14 protein-coding genes are annotated in these 18,295 nt (G+C 38.3%); 3 read left to right on the forward strand and 11 right to left on the reverse strand.

Going from position 1 to position 18,295, the window contains the following annotated elements; genetic code table 11:
- Positions 1–278 precede the first annotated feature (278 nt).
- The 10 genes from rplT to OQX63_RS12775 all read right to left on the reverse strand — a co-directional run bounded on the left by rplT (position 279) and on the right by OQX63_RS12775 (position 10,711).
- Complete coding sequence (gene rplT / locus OQX63_RS12730; protein WP_025144714.1) at positions 279–623, reverse strand: 50S ribosomal protein L20; 345 nt, start codon at positions 621–623, stop codon at positions 279–281.
- A gap of 75 nt (positions 624–698) precedes the next feature.
- Positions 699–899, reverse strand: coding sequence for a 50S ribosomal protein L35 (gene rpmI / locus OQX63_RS12735; protein WP_029279105.1), 201 nt, complete (start codon positions 897–899; stop codon positions 699–701).
- Between the two features lie 29 nt (positions 900–928).
- Positions 929–1,498 carry a translation initiation factor IF-3 gene (infC, locus tag OQX63_RS12740; RefSeq protein WP_051691975.1) on the reverse strand — a complete coding sequence of 190 codons (570 nt, stop codon included), beginning with the start codon at positions 1,496–1,498 and terminating at the stop codon, positions 929–931.
- Positions 1,499–1,515: 17 nt separating this feature from the next.
- On the reverse strand, positions 1,516–3,441 hold the full coding sequence (gene thrS / locus OQX63_RS12745) for a threonine--tRNA ligase (protein WP_265851251.1): 1,926 nt from the start codon (positions 3,439–3,441) through the stop codon (positions 1,516–1,518).
- A gap of 115 nt (positions 3,442–3,556) precedes the next feature.
- Positions 3,557–3,934, reverse strand: a complete 378-nt coding sequence (locus tag OQX63_RS12750) for a hypothetical protein (protein WP_265851252.1) — start codon at positions 3,932–3,934, stop codon at positions 3,557–3,559.
- 109 nt (positions 3,935–4,043) lie between these two features.
- Complete coding sequence (locus OQX63_RS12755; protein WP_265851253.1) at positions 4,044–5,141, reverse strand: acyltransferase family protein; 1,098 nt, start codon at positions 5,139–5,141, stop codon at positions 4,044–4,046.
- 151 nt (positions 5,142–5,292) lie between these two features.
- Positions 5,293–6,192: a hypothetical protein gene (locus OQX63_RS12760; protein ID WP_265851254.1), complete on the reverse strand. Its 900-nt coding sequence runs from the start codon at positions 6,190–6,192 to the stop codon at positions 5,293–5,295.
- Positions 6,193–6,557: 365 nt separating this feature from the next.
- Positions 6,558–7,295 carry a (Fe-S)-binding protein gene (locus OQX63_RS12765; protein ID WP_265851434.1) on the reverse strand — a complete coding sequence of 246 codons (738 nt, stop codon included), beginning with the start codon at positions 7,293–7,295 and terminating at the stop codon, positions 6,558–6,560.
- A gap of 22 nt (positions 7,296–7,317) precedes the next feature.
- Positions 7,318–8,625, reverse strand: coding sequence for an MFS transporter (locus OQX63_RS12770; protein WP_265851435.1), 1,308 nt, complete (start codon positions 8,623–8,625; stop codon positions 7,318–7,320).
- Positions 8,626–8,818: 193 nt separating this feature from the next.
- The gene (locus OQX63_RS12775) at positions 8,819–10,711 is read right to left on the reverse strand and encodes a RecQ family ATP-dependent DNA helicase (protein WP_265851255.1); all 1,893 of its coding nucleotides are present in this window, start codon (positions 10,709–10,711) and stop codon (positions 8,819–8,821) included.
- A gap of 117 nt (positions 10,712–10,828) precedes the next feature.
- On the opposite strand from OQX63_RS12775, the gene OQX63_RS12780 reads away from it, so the two are divergent.
- The 3 genes from OQX63_RS12780 to OQX63_RS12790 all read left to right on the forward strand — a co-directional run bounded on the left by OQX63_RS12780 (position 10,829) and on the right by OQX63_RS12790 (position 15,377).
- A complete protein-coding gene (locus tag OQX63_RS12780; RefSeq protein ID WP_265851256.1) occupies positions 10,829–11,797 on the forward strand; it encodes a PDDEXK nuclease domain-containing protein in 969 nt (322 codons plus the stop codon).
- Positions 11,798–11,812: 15 nt separating this feature from the next.
- Positions 11,813–15,040, forward strand: coding sequence for an amidohydrolase family protein (locus tag OQX63_RS12785; RefSeq protein ID WP_265851257.1), 3,228 nt, complete (start codon positions 11,813–11,815; stop codon positions 15,038–15,040).
- Positions 15,041–15,113: 73 nt separating this feature from the next.
- On the forward strand, positions 15,114–15,377 hold the full coding sequence (locus tag OQX63_RS12790) for a hypothetical protein (protein ID WP_265851258.1): 264 nt from the start codon (positions 15,114–15,116) through the stop codon (positions 15,375–15,377).
- Between the two features lie 534 nt (positions 15,378–15,911).
- Here OQX63_RS12790 and OQX63_RS12795 read toward each other — a convergent pair.
- The gene (locus tag OQX63_RS12795; protein ID WP_265851259.1) at positions 15,912–18,122 is read right to left on the reverse strand and encodes a B12-binding domain-containing radical SAM protein; all 2,211 of its coding nucleotides are present in this window, start codon (positions 18,120–18,122) and stop codon (positions 15,912–15,914) included.
- Between the last annotated feature and the right edge of the window lie 173 nt (positions 18,123–18,295).

Below are 18,295 nucleotides of genomic sequence, written 5' to 3' on the forward strand. Positions count from 1 at the left end.
GTGCAACAAAGTAGAAAACCCGCAGGCTCAGCGAAGCTAAATCTATCTAGATAGATCTCTCCATTCCGCGTTGCTCCAGTCGAGATGACGACCCGTTTTAGGATAAATCCATCATACATAACTACCTTTAAGATTTATCATGCCATTATTCACGTTGCAAGACTTACGAGGTCTGAATGGCTGTATTGCAGGTGGACATCGTAAGCCTATTCAACAAAAAAGGTTCCGATTTGCATCGGAACCTTTTTTAAATATGATTATCGCTTAAGCGAAAACTTCTATTTTACTGCATCAATTACAGCTTTGAAAGCTTCTGGATGATTCATTGCTAAATCAGCCAATACTTTACGGTTTAAACCGATTTCTTTTGAAGCTAGTTTACCGATTAATTGAGAGTAAGAAATACCGTGTTGACGTGCACCAGCGTTGATACGTTGGATCCACAATCCGCGGAATTCTCTTTTCTTAACTTTACGGTCACGGTATGCATATTGCAAACCTTTTTCTACTGTGTTTTTAGCAACAGTATAAACCTTACTTCTTGCTCCCCAATAACCTTTGGCTAAATTAAGGATCTTTTTTCTTCTTCTTCTCGAAGCTACTGCGTTTACCGAACGTGGCATGTTGTTGTTGTTTTTTGGTAAGCGGCGTTCCTTTTAACCGGAAACTTAAAGCCTGATACCTGGTGAATTAATAAATTACTTTCCGATACAAAGCATACGTTTAACGTTACCCATATCAGCATCAGATACGATACTTGCTTGACCTAAGGCACGTTTACGTTTAGTACTCATCTTGGTTAAGATGTGACTTTTGTATGCGTTGTTTCTTTTGATTTTACCTGTTCCAGTAAGCGAAAAACGCTTTTTAGCACTGGAATTGGTTTTCATTTTTGGCATAACCTGTTTTTTAATTTATAAACCTATTTTTATTTTTTTGCTACTTTAGGCGCAACTGTCAGGAACATACGTTTACCTTCTAATTTAGGTAACAATTCTACTTTTCCTACATCTTCTAAAGCCTGGGCAAATTTTAATAATAAAATCTCTCCCTGCTCTTTGTAAACAATCGCTCTACCTTTAAAATGCACGTAAGCCCTAACTTTCTCACCGTTCTCTAAAAAGCTTACTGCATGCTTTAATTTAAACTGGAAATCGTGATCGTTGGTATTAGGACCAAAACGGATCTCCTTAATTACAGTTTGTTTCGCATTAGCTTTAATTTCTTTCTGCTTTTTCTTTTGCTCGTAAACAAATTTACTGTAATCAATAATTCTACAAACGGGCGGTACAGCGTTTGGAGAAATCTCTACCAAATCCAATTCCAGTTCATCAGCAAGCGCCAAAGCTTTCGCCAAAGGATAAATCCCCGGTTCAACATTATCGCCAGCTAAACGCACTTCAGGCGATTTTATATACTGATTAATGTTATGCTCTGCTTCTTTTTTCTTAAAAGGTGGACGTGGCCCCCTGTTAAATCCTGGTCTTCCTAATGCCAAATTTGTATTGTTTTAATTTAAACTGTTATTTCTTTTCTTAATAAATTGTTGAACTCTTCCAACGTCATTTCGCCTAAATCTCCCTCACCGTGTTTACGAACAGAAACTTTACCTTCTGCCATCTCTTTATCGCCGATAATGAGCATGTATGGGATCTTTTTAACTTCCGCGTCGCGTATTTTGCGACCGATTTTCTCATCACGAAAGTCAATCAGCCCGCGAATATCGGAATTATTTAGTTCATCTAAAACTTTTTTTGCATATTCTTCATATTTTTCTGAAATAGGAAGAATAATGAACTGTTCAGGACTTAACCATAGCGGGAAGTTTCCGGCACAATGCTCAATCAAAACGGCAATAAATCTTTCCAATGAACCAAATGGCGCACGGTGAATCATTACTGGTCTATGCTTTTGGTTATCGCTACCGGTATATTCCAATTCGAAACGCTCTGGTAAATTGTAATCAACCTGAATGGTACCTAACTGCCATTTTCTACCCAAAGCATCCTTCACCATAAAATCAAGCTTAGGACCATAAAATGCCGCTTCGCCATATTCTACAACAGTGTTTAAGCCTTTTTCTGCAGCAGCTTCGATGATGGCAGTTTCTGATAATTTCCAGTTTTCATCAGAACCAATGTACTTCGACTTATTCTCCGGATCTCTTAACGAAACTTGTGCAGTGTAATTTTCAAAGCCTAAAGATTTAAATACATAAAGTACTAAATCGATCACTTTTTTAAACTCATCTTTTACCTGCTCAGGCATACAGAATAAGTGTGCATCATCCTGAGTAAAGCCACGTACACGGGTTAAACCGTGTAATTCGCCACTTTGTTCGTAACGGTAAACTGTACCAAACTCTGCAAAACGAACCGGAAGATCTTTATAAGAACGTGGTTTTGTTTTATAAATCTCACAGTGGTGTGGGCAATTCATCGGTTTTAAAAAGAACTCCTCTCCTTCCTGCGGAGTTTTAATCGGTTGAAAAGAATCTTTACCGTATTTCTCCCAGTGACCTGAGGTTACATATAAATTTTTATGCCCGATATGTGGTGTTACTACTTGCTCGTAACCTGCTTTAGCCTGTGCTTTAGTTAAGAAATTAACCAAACGTTCGCGCAAAGCAGTTCCTTTTGGCAACCATAACGGTAAGCCCATTCCTACTTTTTCTGAGAAAGCAAAAAGTTCAAGTTCTTTTCCTAATTTACGGTGATCGCGTTTTTTTGCTTCCTCAATCATTAAAAGATATTCAGTAAGCTCGCTCGCCTTAGGGAAAGTTACACCATAAATACGGGTTAACTGTTTTTTAGTTTCATCGCCCCTCCAATAAGCACCAGCCACATTCATCAGTTTTACTGCTTTTACAAAACCGGTATTTGGAATATGTGGACCGCGGCATAAATCAGTAAATGAACCCTGGGTATAAAAAGTAATTTTACCATCCTCAAGGCCATCAATTAAATCCAGTTTATACTCATCGCCTTTTTCGGTAAAGTACTTTACTGCATCAGCCTTGCTTACACTTTCGCGAACAAAAGTTTCCTTTTGCTTTGCCAGTTCGATCATTTTGGTTTCAATGGCTTTAAAATCATCCGAAGAAAACTCGCGGTCGCCAAAGTCTACATCATAATAAAAACCAGTTTCAATCGCCGGACCAATACCAAATTTAGTACCTGGATAAAGTGCTTCTAAAGCTTCAGCCATTAAGTGAGCGGATGAATGCCAAAAAGTCGATTTTCCGGCGGTATCATTCCAGGTCAATAATTTTACTGTTGAATCAGACTCGATCGGTCTTGTTGAATCCCAAACTTCGCCATTAACCTCAGCGGCTAATACATTGCGGGCCAAGCCCTCAGAAATTGACAGTGCAATTTGATGGGAAGAAGTACCCTTCTCATACTGACGAATAGAACCGTCAGGTAACGTAATGTTAATCATCTACAACTATGATTTAATTTTTAAATAAAAGAGTTTTAAAGATCACTTACAATGTGATTTTATTTTGTGCAAATGTACGAAATTTATACCGTTATTTATCATTTTAGCTCAAAATCTACTTCGGCTGCAGTCCTACTTCTTGTAAATAAGCCTGCTGTATCACCAATAACTGATCAGGATAGGCATTCAGTTTTTCGTATTTAACAGTTAGCTGATCATGGTACTTTCGCCTCTCAGCAAAAGCTTTTGCCTGCAACAGCTGTTTTGCCATTTTGCCATAATCGTTTATAGCAGTTAAATATTTGATTACACCTTTGTTAAATTTTGTAGCGGCGATACCGGGTCGCAAACCTGCCATATCCTGGAGGTCTATTTCCGAATTATTAATGAGGTTTTCAGCCTGGTTTGATAAGTAAATTGAATCAGGAAAACCTTTCGCGTAGATCTTCGAAGTATCACTGAAAACACGATCTGTTTCATCGATCTGCTTCATTTGTCTTAAAAAAATGGAAGTTACTTTTTCATTATAGGCATAATCATTTGACGAATTGCAACCAAAAAACAGAATTGAAGAAGAAAAAAGAATGCAGGTTTTAAAGATTTCATCTGCTGCTATCGTTTAAAAATTTATGTTTAAGATACTTACGCAACGGAATATCCAAAAACCTCATGACCAGGTACGAGAAAACGATTAAAAGCAATACCGAAACCGGGATAATCACCCACAGTAAGGATGCTGATGGTTGAACATCGTCTACGTAGGTTAAAAATATCCATAAAAATGGATAATGTACCATATAAAGTGGGTATGATATTTCGCCTGACAGATTACAGACCTTTTTAAATGATGGATTTAATGTTGTGCCTGCACCCAATGCGACTAAAAGTGGAAAGTAAAATATTACAAGGATAGGTTCGGTAATCCAGTTATATTTATCATTAAAAGGAACTAAAAATGCCGCTAGCAAAAGCGCGATCATACCTAAAAAGCCAAGTTTATTTTTGATTATCCAATTTAAACGGTAAACCAGCATACCAGCTGTAAAAGAAAAAAGCACACGCGCTCCGCCGTCCCAAAAATTCTGTCCGCCCCAGCCACCGCCTATATTAGTGGCATTTACGGCAACATAACAAAGACATACTGCACCTATAAAAACCAAAGCCATCAGTGATTTTTTGCTTAACCGATAAAGTACGAAAATGTAAAAAATATTGGCAATATATTCCCAGAACAGCGACCAGGCTGGCGCATTTAAGCAGAACAAATTGGTATATCGCTCTGGCATGGCCGGATAAGGTATTAGAAAAGCGGATGATAAAAACAAAAGAAAAGTTTTTCCGAATCCGTAAACCTCATAAAGGTCGCTATATGGATCGATTAGAAAAGTGAACAATCCTAAAACAGAACCGATAAACACCAGCGGATGCAAACGGATAAGCCTTAACTTAAAAAACTGTGTAATTCCGATATGCGGCGCACGGGTATCGTATGCATACGCAATTACAAAACCCGACAAACAGAAAAAAAAGTCCACAGCAAGAAAGCCATGAGAAAGAAAATTTTTGTTGTAATTGGTAATCACGATTTCCATAAAGTGATAAATTACCACTACAATGGCAGCTACTCCCCTTAGTCCATCTAAAATTTCGAAATGCTGTTTAGTTGCTAATAAGTTTGTCTTGTTTTCTACTGCAATCACTTTTGGCTAGGTTATTTAACCCCAATAATAGTTATTCTCCATTTAGATGCAAAAACTAAAGCCAACCTTTTCAGAAATGATACAAAAAAAGCCCTGAAAGCTGGTACTTTCAAGACTTTAATATAAAACTTCGGAAGTCTCGCAGAATGAATTAATTCATTCCAAATGCTCTTCCCTGACCTCCGCCACCTGATCTGTTCTGTCTAAAACGTTTCATCATGTTTTCCATTTTAGATTTGTATTCTTCAGCGGTAATCAATTTTGCTTTTTTAGGCGCAGTAACATCTTTAGCACTTACATTTCTATATTCAATACTTTTGGCAATTGTGCTGTTTCCCCTTCCCTCAATAGCCAATACCGTACCTTCTGTCCACATATTTGGATTTGGAGAAAAATCAAAACCTAAATCGTTGGTATACCAGATTTTGGTTTCTTCCACCACATTTTTATCCATATCTAAAATTTTGATCGCCCTTGTCGATCTTACAATGGCCTGGTGACAGGTAAAGCCTAAAATCTGTTTGGTCGAATCCGTTTTAACCACGTCAATTTTTGGTGCCGGAGCGGGTTGTGCTTTTGTGCTGTCTTTAGGGTTGCCACCTCCCATTCTGAACGAAGAAATTGGTCCGGAAGTAGAAAGCGTTAACTTACCTGGCATATAATAAGTGGTATCGTTCAGGTCGAATACTTCTGTTAAGCTTTTATCAGCAAAGGTGTAATAATACTCGCGGTTGCCACCTGCGCCACCAAAACGCATCATCATCCTACCCATTCCTCCACCGCCACCACCTGCGCCATTACTATCTTCAGTTTCTTCAACCGGCATATAACTGGCATTGGTTGCCGTAAATAATAACTCAAAATTGGTTTTGCTCGATGAAGGCATTCTCGCTTTCATCTGATCCGTTAACTGAATGCCACTGGCTGAAGCCATAGCGGCAGGGTCTACCGTGTTTTCGAATTGTATAGCGCCTGAAGTTTTTTTCTTTTGGGCATTTGCCACAGATACAATCGATAAAAACCCAAGTAAAGCGACGGTTATTTTTTTCATTATGATTTTGTTTTGTGAGTTGGATACGAAAGCCTTGAAAAGGTTTAACAAAGATATTTTAGATTGTAACGTAAACGTGTTAAATTGTGTTAAAATCTACTAGTGGATTAGCTAAGCAATCTATTTAAAGGCCGATGTAATTTATTTTTTACATTTTTTTTGGAAAGCAATTGCAGTAGTTCTTCGGTTGCGATAGTCCCGCCCTCTGCTTAATCCCGATAGAACATACGCTATAATTTAAAATTTCTCTTTAATCGGGATAACGCTGACGGTCAGGTTTAATTGACAAAAAACAGTAGTTCTTTTTTACCGAAAAAACTTAACGATGATGGCTTGTGGAACACAGGGCCATGGAAAGATTCAAACTAGTATTCCGTACTCTCCAACCAGCCATTACACAATACATCGGCTATGTGCATGGTTTTAATTGGATGGTTATTTTTATCAATATAGCCCTGCAGGTGTAACAGGCATGATAAATCAGTAGAAATAATATAATCAGCACCTTGCGCAAGGGCATGATTCACTTTCTGCTCGGCCATTGCAGAAGAAATGGCATCGAATTTAACGGCAAATGTCCCACCAAAACCACAGCACATATCGGTATCCTCCATTTCAATCATTTCCAAACCATGAACTTTAGACAAGAGCTGGCGTGGCTCATCTTTGATTTTACATTCGCGTAAAGCACTGCAAGAATCATGATACACCGCTTTACCTTCAAGCTCTGCACCGAAATAATCTTTTTTAGCCACATTCACCAGAAAATCAGAAAGCTCCCAAATGTTTGATTGCAAACTTCGGCACTTGTTATGTACAATCGTATTGGTAAAAAGATCATTAAATCCACCTTTTACCATCCCTACGCACGATGCTGATGGTGCTACTACATAAGTGTTTTCGGTAAAATCATTCAGAAACTTCGTGCCCACTTCTTTAGCTTCATCCCAATAACCAGCATTGTAAGCCGGTTGGCCACAACAGGTTTGTTTTGAATTATAGGTTACATCACATCCCGATTTTTCTAATAACCTTAAAGTATTAAAAGCAGTTTCGGGATAAAGTTGATCTACAAAACAAGGCACAAATAATTCTACTTTCATCATATTCTTTACGGCTGCAAACTTACAATTTTGCTGGTTCTTTGCGTTCGATTTTCCTTAAGATTACCAAAAAGATTAATCCTACTATAAAAAATGATGCCAAAGCAATGATTGATTGACGCATATTATGTGTAATCCCCTCAATAAGAGCAAAACTGAATAAACCGATAACAATGGCCAATTTTTCAGTTGCATCATAAAAACTAAAGAAAGAGGCTGTATCTGTCGTATTTTCAGGTATATTTTTTGAATAGGTTGAACGTGAAAGGGATTGTATTCCGCCCATAATTAAACCAACTATTGCTGCCAAGGCAAAAAACTGATATGCATTGGTAATAAAATAACCATAAATACAACAAGCTATCCAAATTGCTACAACAATGATGAGCACATTGATATTGCCCATTTTTTTTGCTAAAAGCGACATCAACCAGGCACCTAAAATTGCAACCAGCTGGATAACTAAGATTACGGCAATTAAACTTCCCGATTCTAATTTTAAAACCTTCGCGCCAAAGCCTGCTGCTGCAAGCATAATGGTTTGAACACCCATCGAATAGAAGAAAAAAGCAATTAAATAAGTTTTTAAAAACTTCATTTGCTTTAACTGTTTCCATACTTTTACAAATTCTCCGAAACTACTTTTTATGATCCCCTTGCCTACCAATGTTGAATTGGGTAAATCTTTTGGCAATACCTTAAAAGGAATCTGAGCAAATAAAAACCACCATATCCCAACAAGTAAAAAAGAAATTTGGGCAGGCAGCGATTTATCAGTAATACCGAATATTTCGGGTTTTAATACGAAAACAAAACATATCAACTGCAAAATAACACTTCCAACATAGCCGTAAGAAAACCCCTGTGCACTAACCTTATCTTGATTTTCGGTAGATGCAATTATTGGCAGGTAAGAGTTGTTAAACATTACCCCACCCACGTAACCCATTGCAGCGAGGACGAAACATATAATCCCCACTTCCAGCGTTTCAAGTTTAAAGAAGAACAATCCCATACAAGCAATTGAACCCATGTAGGTAAACAACTGCATAAAGAATTTCTTTTTACCTTTAGCATCGGCATAAGATGATAATATGGGAAGCAAAATCACCATAATCAGGTAAGCGAAAGACAATGCATAATTGGATAATACCGTGTTTATAAATGTTTTCCCAAAAAATGTGACTTCATCACCGTGCTCCTTTGTGGTGGTTATGGCTACATAATAAACAGGAAAAATTGTTGAAGTGATAACCAGGTTGTAGGCAGAGTTTGCCCAATCGAAGAAAGCCCATGAGCGGATGGTTTTCTTATTGTCTTTTTCTATCATTTGTTTTTCGCTTCGCGGAAGGTTATACTGGTTGTTTGATTGCATTCATTAAATAGTTCATTACAAAACTAAGATTTTCTTGCTAACTTGATAGCCATTTTTCTCACATCTCACATCTCACATCTCACATCTCACATCTCACATCTCACATCTCACATCTCACATCTCACATCTCACATCTCACATCTCACATCTAAAGGTAATACTTCTTCCCGTCCGTTTTAATCTTACCTGCATCTAATAATTCTCTAATGGCATCAATTCTTTCCGCTTCATTGCCATTTTTAATGCCAGTTACCAGATCATCAAGATTTGAAGGTTGTTGTTGAAGTAAAAAAATAACTTCATAATCTATTTCTTCACGTAGCGAATGATGGTTTTCGGCTCTTTTTTCAGCCAGGCAAACGTCGCAAACGCCACACTTTGTCGCATGGTGTTCATCAAAGTAATGAAGTAACTGGATGCTTCTACACAAGTTAGACGAAGCGTAGCTTACCACAGCATGGATCTGTTTATGTAAGATTTCCTTTCTCAGCTCCAGGTATTTTACATCAAGATCAAAATGATCCATATCTACCCTGGGTCTAACATACTGTAATTGCGGCTGATCTGTTTGCTGAATATAGGTAAGCAACTCAATCGTTTGCAATTTATCCAGTAGCGCGATAATATCTTTATAAGATAAGCCTGTTCTCTTGGCTAAATCCGCTTCACTAATCTTTACAAAACCATCAAAAGCACCTCCATAAGAGCGCAAAATGGTTTTTATAATGCCATCATAAGCTTTATTTTCGATCTGAAAACGATAAATATCCTCATGACTGGCGATAAACATTATTCTTGAAGGTAGAAACACACTCTCTGAAAATGTGAGGTAGCCATCATGTTCAAGAAACTTCAGCGCAGAAATTGTTTTTAAAACACTAACATTAAATCGTTTACAAAAATCAGCAATATCAAAAGCAAAGTTTAAGCCTTCCCCAGATCCAAATGCCAATTGAAAATAATTGCCCAGGTAATGATAAGTTTTTCTGATTTCATCCGGTGAAGGAAAGCTGTCTAAATATCGCGATTCTAGGCCCATAATATCCGATTGATTGGCCAATAAAACCGCATAACTTCTTTTTTCATCGCGACCTGCCCGGCCAGCCTCCTGGTAATAGGCCTCTAAACTTTCAGGTAAATCTAAATGCACTACAAAACGAACATCTGCTTTATCTATGCCCATCCCGAAGGCATTTGTGGCCACCATGATACGGGTTTTGTTGTTCTTCCACTCTTCCTGTTTCAAGAAGCGGACGTCACGTTCCAGCCCGGCATGGTAAAAATCAGCTTTAATCTGATTCCTATTGATAAAATTAGCAACCTCGGCAGTTTCTCTCCGGTTACGTACATAAACCAAACCTGTACCTTTTACCTTTTGGCAAATATCGATCAGTTTTTTGTATTTATCTTCATTACCAAAAACCACATAACTCAGATTGTCCCTGGCGAAACTTTTAACAAAAACCTGCGGGTCTTTCATTTCCAGTTTCTCGATAATATCCTTCCTTACAAAATCAGTTGCTGTGGCGGTAAGTGCCAGCACGGGAACATTAGGCAAAATTTCGCGGAGTTTGGCAATCTGTTGGTACGGCGGACGGAAATCGTAACCCCATTGCGAAATACAATGCGCTTCATCAACCGCAATCAGGTTCACATTCATGTAGGAAATACGAACCTGCACTAAATCAGACAATAAACGCTCAGGGGATAGATAAAGAAACTTTATTTTTCCGTAAATACAGTTATCTAGTAAGATATCGATTTCACGTTTGCCCATCCCGGCATAAATGGCAATGGCTTCTATACCTTTCGCTTTCAGGTTCTCTACCTGATCTTTCATCAAAGCAATTAAAGGAGAAACTACAATACAAATACCCTCATTAACCAAAGCCGGCACTTGAAAACAAATGGATTTTCCCCCACCGGTAGGCAATAGCGCTAAACTATCCTTCCCCTCTAAAACGGAGGAAATAATATCTTCCTGTAAAGGCCTAAAAGCCTGGTGTCCCCAATATTTTTGTAAAATCTCTATTGCTGTCATAAATCGGCGGTATCAAAACTATACATTTAATCCAAAATCGCCACTTATTATTGTTGGAAATTGGAAAAAAATCATCTTTAGAAAAGATTATTAACTTTGCTAAATAAGAAGGATTAAATGTTAGAAACGCAGTTTGCAGATATTGTCAGCTTAATTAAAAATGCCCGGTCAGTGGCATTGAAAACTGTTAATTCTACATTAATAAACCTATATTGGAATATTGGGGAGTATATACACAACAGAGTTAAAAATGCCGAATGGGGACAATCAGTAGTAAAGCAACTAGCTGAATTTTTATCAAAGAATGAACCTGATTTAAAAGGTTTTTCGGATAAAAATCTTTGGCGGATGAAACAGTTTTATGAAAGCTATAAAGATTATCCAAAACTCTCACTACTGGTGAGGGAAATCAATTGGACCAACAACCTGATTATTTTATCAAGAACTAAATCTATCGAAGAGCAGGAGTTTTATATACAACTTTGTTTAAGAGAAAAATATAGTTCAAGAGAGCTGGAAAGACAGATAAACAGTAGCTTTTTTGAACGATCTATTTCTAACGATTTAAAACTCTCAGCAGTGCTGAGAGTTTTAAATGATGATATAGAAAATAGTTTCAAGGATACTTATGTGTTCGAATTTCTAAATCTCCCAGAGCCTCATAACGAAAGCGACCTACAAAAAAAATTAGTTCAGGAAATGAGAAATTTCATTCTTGAACTCGGCAGAGACTTTTTATTTATTAGTGAAGAATATAAAATACAGGTCGGCAATAGTGATTTTTATATTGACCTTCTTTTCTACCATCGGGGATTACAATGTTTAGTCGCTTTTGAATTAAAGGTAGATAAATTTAAGCCCGAACATTTAGGCCAGTTAAATTTCTATCTGGAAGCTTTAGATAGAGATGTTAAAAAGTCAAATGAAAATCCAAGTATTGGTATTCTGCTCTGCAAAGATAAAGATAATGAAGTTGTAGAATATGCATTGAGCCGAAGTCTTTCTCCTACTTTAGTAGCAGAATACAAAACACAACTACCTGATAAAAAAATACTACAAAGAAAAATACACGAATTATTCAAATAACCATCCAAACATATAATGAAACACTTCTATTTTCTATCCGCTCTTTCACTATTATTTTTCAGTTCTTATGCCCAGGAAAAAAAATGGGATATCGAAAAATACCAGGGCACTACAAAAAATTTCACGCTAAATACGGATGAAGGTACCTGGATGAACCTCGATGTAAGTGCCGACGGACAAGAAATTGTTTTTGATTTACTTGGTGATATCTACGTGATGCCTATTAGTGGTGGCGTAGCAAAACTGATCAGCGGAGGTGTGGCGTGGGATGTTCAGCCTCGGTTTAGCCCTAACGGAAAATATATTTCCTACACAAGCGATAAAAGCGGAGGAGATAACATTTGGATCATGAACCGGGATGGTTCCGGTAAAAAACAAATTACCAAAGAAAGTTTCAGGTTATTAAACAATGCCACCTGGATGCCAAACAGCGAATACATTATTGCGCGTAAGCATTTTACAGCTAGTCGTTCTCTCGGAGCAGGCGAAATGTGGATGTATAATATAAATGGAGGTGATGGCGTGCAGTTAACTAAACGCAAAAATGACCAGCAGGATGCGGGCGAGCCAAATGTTTCGCCGGATGGAAGATACGTTTACTTTAGTGAAGATGTGAGTCCAGGCCCTAATTTCGAATATAGTAAAGATCCCAATGGAACCATTTATGCCATTCGTCAGCTCGATTTAACCACAGGAAAACTTAATACTTTAATTGATGAGCAGGGCGGCGCTTGCCGTCCGCAGGTTTCTCCCGATGGGAATTTAATTGCTTTTGTAAAAAGGGTAAGGTTGAAGTCTACCTTGTATGTTCAGAACCTTAAAACGGGAGAAGAGTGGCCAATAAATGAGGATTTATCGCATGATCAGCAGGAAACATGGGCCATTTTTGGCGTTTATCCTAATTTCGCCTGGACACCTGATAGCAAAAGCATCGTTTTTTATGCGAAAGGAAAAATCAGAAAAACAGAAATTGGTACGTTGATCAATACTATTATACCCTTTCAGGCCAATACGATCCAAACTGTTCAAAAAGCCTTACATTTTGAACAGCAGGTTTTCAGTAACGACTTTTCTGCAAAAATGCTAAGGCAGTTAACTACTTCTCCAGATGGAAAAATAGTTGTTTTTAATGCTGCTGGCTACTTATACAAACAGGAATTACCAGCAGGAACACCAGAAAGGTTAACCAATGGCCTGGATTTTGAATTTGAACCCGCCTTTAGCCCTGATGGAAAATACGTGGTTTATACCACTTGGAATGACGAATTACGTGGAGCAATCAAACGTACGGATGTAAAATCGGGGAAAACCATTATGCTAAGCGATGAAAAAGGATTTTATTATTCTCCACAATATTCTACCAAAGGAGATAAAATTGTTTTCAGAAAAGGAAGTGGGAACGACGTTTTAGGTTATAACTTTGGTCGGGGCACGGGAATTTTTATCATGCCGGCCAGTGGTGGCGCTAAAACTTTGATTTTGGATAACGGAATCCGTCCACAGTTTAATAATACTGATACCCGTATTTATTTCCAAAGTTATGCTGATGGTAAAAAGGCACTAAAAAGCATCGACTTGAACGGCGCAAACGAAAAAACTCATTTTACTTCTCAATATGCGAATCAGTTTGTGATTAGTCCAGACAATAAGTGGCTGGCATTTAATGAATTATTTAACGTTTACATCACACCGATGATCAATATCGGTACGGCGCAGGATGCATCTGCAGGAAATAAGGCCATTCCGGTTACTAAAGTAACAACTGATGGCGGAACATACATGCAATGGAGCGCAGACAGCAAAAGCCTGCATTGGACCTTAGGCCCAAAATATTTTACCATTGACGTAAACAGTGCCTTTAATTTTGACGGAAGCACCCCTAAAACCGAAGCTTCTGCCATAGACATTAATCTGGTATTAAAGTCTGACATCCCTACCGGACTAGTTGCACTTAAAGGAGCAAGGATCATCTCAATGAAAGGCGATGAAGTTATTGAAAACGGAACCATCATTACCGATGGAAATAAAATTATGGCAATAGGAAAAGCAGATGCAATAAGCATTCCGGGCAATGCCAAAGTAATTGACGTTAATGGTAAAACAATTATGCCTGGCATAGTGGATGTTCATGCCCACCTGCGTACCAGTCCGGACGGAATAACACCGCAGAGCGACTGGAGTTATATGGCTAATCTGGCTTTCGGTGTAACCACTTCGCACGATCCATCGAGCAATACCGAAATGGTTTTTAGCCAAAGTGAAATGCTTAAGGCAGGCAGAATGGTTGGCCCGAGGGTTTATTCTACAGGGTCTATATTGTACGGTGCAGATGGCGATTTCAAAGTGGTGATTAATAGTTTGGATGATGCCCTGGCCAACCTGCGCCGTTTAAAAGCGGTAGGTGCATTTTCAGTTAAATCATACAACCAACCCCGCAGAGAGCAGCGCCAACAAATCTTGGAGGCGGCCCGCCAGTTAAAGATGGAAGTTGTACCTGAAGGTGGTTCAACATTTTTCACGAACATGAACATGGTTGCAGATGGACATACCGGCATTGAGCACAGTATTCCGGTTTTGCCAGTGTATAAGGATGTCACTACCCTTTGGAACAATACAGAAGTGGGCTATACCCCTACGCTAATTGTTGCTTATGGCGGACAATGGGGCGAAAATTACTGGTACGACAGGACTAACGTTTGGGAAAACGAAAAATTGATGACTTACACTCCCCGTTCCATTATTGATGCACGGGCGAGACGCAGAACCACATCTGAATACAGTGATTACAATCACATTGAAGTTGCCAAAGCCACCAAACAAATTGCAGATGGCGGTACAAAGGTTAACCTTGGCGCGCATGGACAGATTCAGGGTTTAGGGGCGCATTGGGAGCTCTGGATGTTAGTTCAAGGTGGATTTAGTCCGCTGCAGGCCATCAGGGCTGCAACATTAAATGGTGCAGGCTATTTAGGCATGAACAAAGAAATTGGCTCACTAGAGGTAGGTAAACTGGCAGACATGATCATTATGGATGCCAATCCTTTAGATGACATCCGCAACTCGGAAAAAATCAAATATGTAATGATCAATGGCCGGCTTTATGATAGCGCAACCTTAAACGAAGTAGGAACCAGGGAAAAACTAAGGGGTAAATTATGGTTTGAGAACACAAGAGGAAATGGTTATATTATTCCTAACGGAGAATCAGAAACCTGGACTTTCACCGTTCCGCACTGTGATTAAGTAATACATTTTTAAGCTATTAAAGAATATCAACTTTTAGTTTGATGTTCTTTATATAGTAAATTAAATTAATATGAAACCAAACAAACTCTATACCTCCGCTTCAGTTATATTCTTAATATTAAGCGTAGCGGTTTTCTCCTATAGCGGGTATTATATCCTGGGTATCCAGACCGTAAACTTGTTTCTGGCCCTGATTGCAATGGCTTATATCACTTCTTTTATTGCGGTAATGAAAGATAGAAAATCAGTCATTTCATGGCTGCTTTTAATTCTAAATTCAATTGTACTTATTTGCATCATTTACTTCCTGACGCATTTTAAAATGAAGATGTAGCAATACCTATGTAAGTTTTAATTAAACTCTTTACCTTTATCAATGCGCCTATACATGTCATTCTGAACGCAGTGAAGAATCTTTTAAAATTTGCATTTCGTCACCACGCTTAACAAAGCTATACAATTGGAAACTAATATTTTCAATCCAAATAGACTCACGTTTGCGCTCGTTTTTAACGAGTGCAGCAATAGCAAGAAGATTGGATCGTCAAAAAAATTACGCTAGGCTGGCATGAGCATAATACTTTACAGTACTAATAAACCATATTCCCACAAGGTGTTTATGGGTTTAGAATACCAAAAAAGTTCCAACTCTGACTCAAAATTGGATTTGTAGTTAATGGCTACACTTATCCCACCTATTAAATCGGAAACTGAATATTTAATCCAAATAGACCCTGAATCAAGTTCAGGGTGACGAAGCACTCAAAAACCGTTCATGTTTGCGCTCGCTCGTTTTTAACGAGCGCAGCAATAGCAAGAAGATTGGATCGTCAAAAAAATTACGCTAGCTGGAATGAATATAAACACTTTACAATACTAACAAACCATATTCCCGCAAGGTATTTATGGGCTTAGAATACCAGAAAAGTTCAAAATTTTCCAATTCAGACTCAAAATCGGTTTTAATCTCTTGAAAAGTATATACCTTTTCATTTGAGATCGAAATTTTATTCAACATGTCAGTTAACCATTTGCCCTCTTTTTTATTCGTTTGAACGGTAAAAGTTTCCTTTTTATCGTGAAAAGTAAGTGAGGCCATTTCCCAGATATTTCCTTTTTTCGATTTTGTAAAATATGCTGAAGAGGGCCTTCCTCCTATCCATACTACTTTTGCAGTAGGTTTAGTACTAAACTGATCGCCATCATGCAATGCTTTTTCAATAAAATCAGCGGGAATTTTTGTTCTTGGAATTTTGAAATCGAACCAATCCTGCAGCTCATAATCAAAACAGATTCCATGCATAAAATTGAAAAGCGATTTTTTTAATCCGTAACTAAATTTATTATGATCAATTCCCGTGCTATCAGTATAATTGATGTCGTTATTGGCAAAAGTTCCGATGACCTCGGTCTCTTTAACTACGCCGAATTTTTCAGGATACATTCCCACCGGACTATGAGCCGTCATGGCAAACTGGTGCCAAAAACCTGACTGTAATATGCCCATTTCGAACAATTGGCGCACCATTTCCAAGCTATCAATCGTTTCTTGTACCGTTTGGGTAGGATAACCATACATTAAATAAGCATGTACCATAATCCCCGCTTCGGTAAAATTACGCGTTACCCTGGCCACCTGTTCTACCGTTACACCTTTATCGATCAATTTCAGCAAACGGTCGGATGCCACTTCCAATCCGCCTGAAACCGCGATACATCCTGATGCCTTTAACAATAGACACAGATCCTGTGTAAAGCTTTTTTCGAACCTGATATTGGTCCACCAGGTAACAGCTAATTTCCTTCTGATAATTTCGAGGGCCACCTCACGCATCAGTGCCGGCGGTGCCGCTTCATCTACAAAGTGAAAACCATTCTGCCCGGTCTTTTCATATAGATCTTCTATCCGATCTACAATCAATTTGGCGGCAACAGGTTCGTAAACTTTAATATAATCAAGCGAAATATCGCAGAAAGTGCATTTTCCCCAGTAGCAGCCATGTGCCATGGTGAGTTTGTTCCAGCGTCCATCGCTCCACATGCGGTGCATTGGATTGACAATTTCAATTACCGAAATATACTTATCCAAAAGCAGGCCTGTATAATCTGGTGTACCTACATCGGATTGTTTATAATCGTTTCTGAAAGCATCATTGCGGTAAACTACTTTGCCATTTTCGAGTAGAAAAGTTCTTTTATAAAAGTGAGCCTCTGCAGGGATAGGATGTATGATATTATGATATAATAATTCAATCGGAAGCTCGCCATCATCCAAGGTGATGTAATCGAAAAATTCAAAAACACGTGGATCTGATAAAGATCTTAATTCAGTATTTGGGAAACCGCCACCCATAGAAACCTTAATTTCAGGATGATTGGCTTTGATCCATTGCGCACAGCGGAAAGCGCTGTATAAATTACCTGGAAAGGGAACCGAAATCAAAAATAATTTAGGCTCAACCGCTTCAATTTTCGCTTTTAAAACCGATATCAGGATCTTATCAATGTACGTAGGTTCTTTATGCAAAGCGTAGTACAGCTCATCAAAGGAATTAGCGCTTCTGCCTAAACGTTCTGCATAACGGCTAAAACCAAAATTTTCATCAACACACTCTACTATGTAATCAGATATGTCTTCAAGATAAAGTGTAGCCAAATGTTTCGCTTTATCCTGTGTACCCATTGCGCCAAAAGCCCAATCCAACTCTTCTAAAGCAGCAAAACGCGAAGCCTGGGGCAGAAAATCATCACTACAGATCTGCAATGCCAAAGTTGGATTCTTGCCCTGTAAAAATGCAATCACTGCATCGATGGTTTTTAGATATTCATCCTGTAAGGCAAAAATACGTTTGGCATTGTCGCTTGTGGTTTTTTGATCTTCCACAATCTGCTCAGTATGATGGAATAAATCTTGTAATCCTTTTTTAGAAAACAGCTCTAAAATCACCTCAATACCCAAATCAGCCTGTGTTGCGCTGATATTTTTGGTATTCAGAAAACCTTTTATATACGCCGTTGCCGGATATGGGGTATTCAGTTGGGTAAACGGTGGCGTAATGGCAAGGATTTCGGTTTTCAAAAGGATTTGTTTTTCTGCAAAAGTAAGTGATTTTTTTAACTAGTGCCGTCACCCTGAATTCATTTCAGTGTCTATTTTGCACAAAACGTCAAATCAATTAATAGCTATATTACGATTTCAAAGTAAAATAATCAGGCAGTTAATTAAAACAGTATGATGGACAACAGACTTTG

The organism is Pedobacter sp. PF22-3, assembly GCF_026239555.1.
GTDB lineage: Bacteria > Bacteroidota > Bacteroidia > Sphingobacteriales > Sphingobacteriaceae > Pedobacter.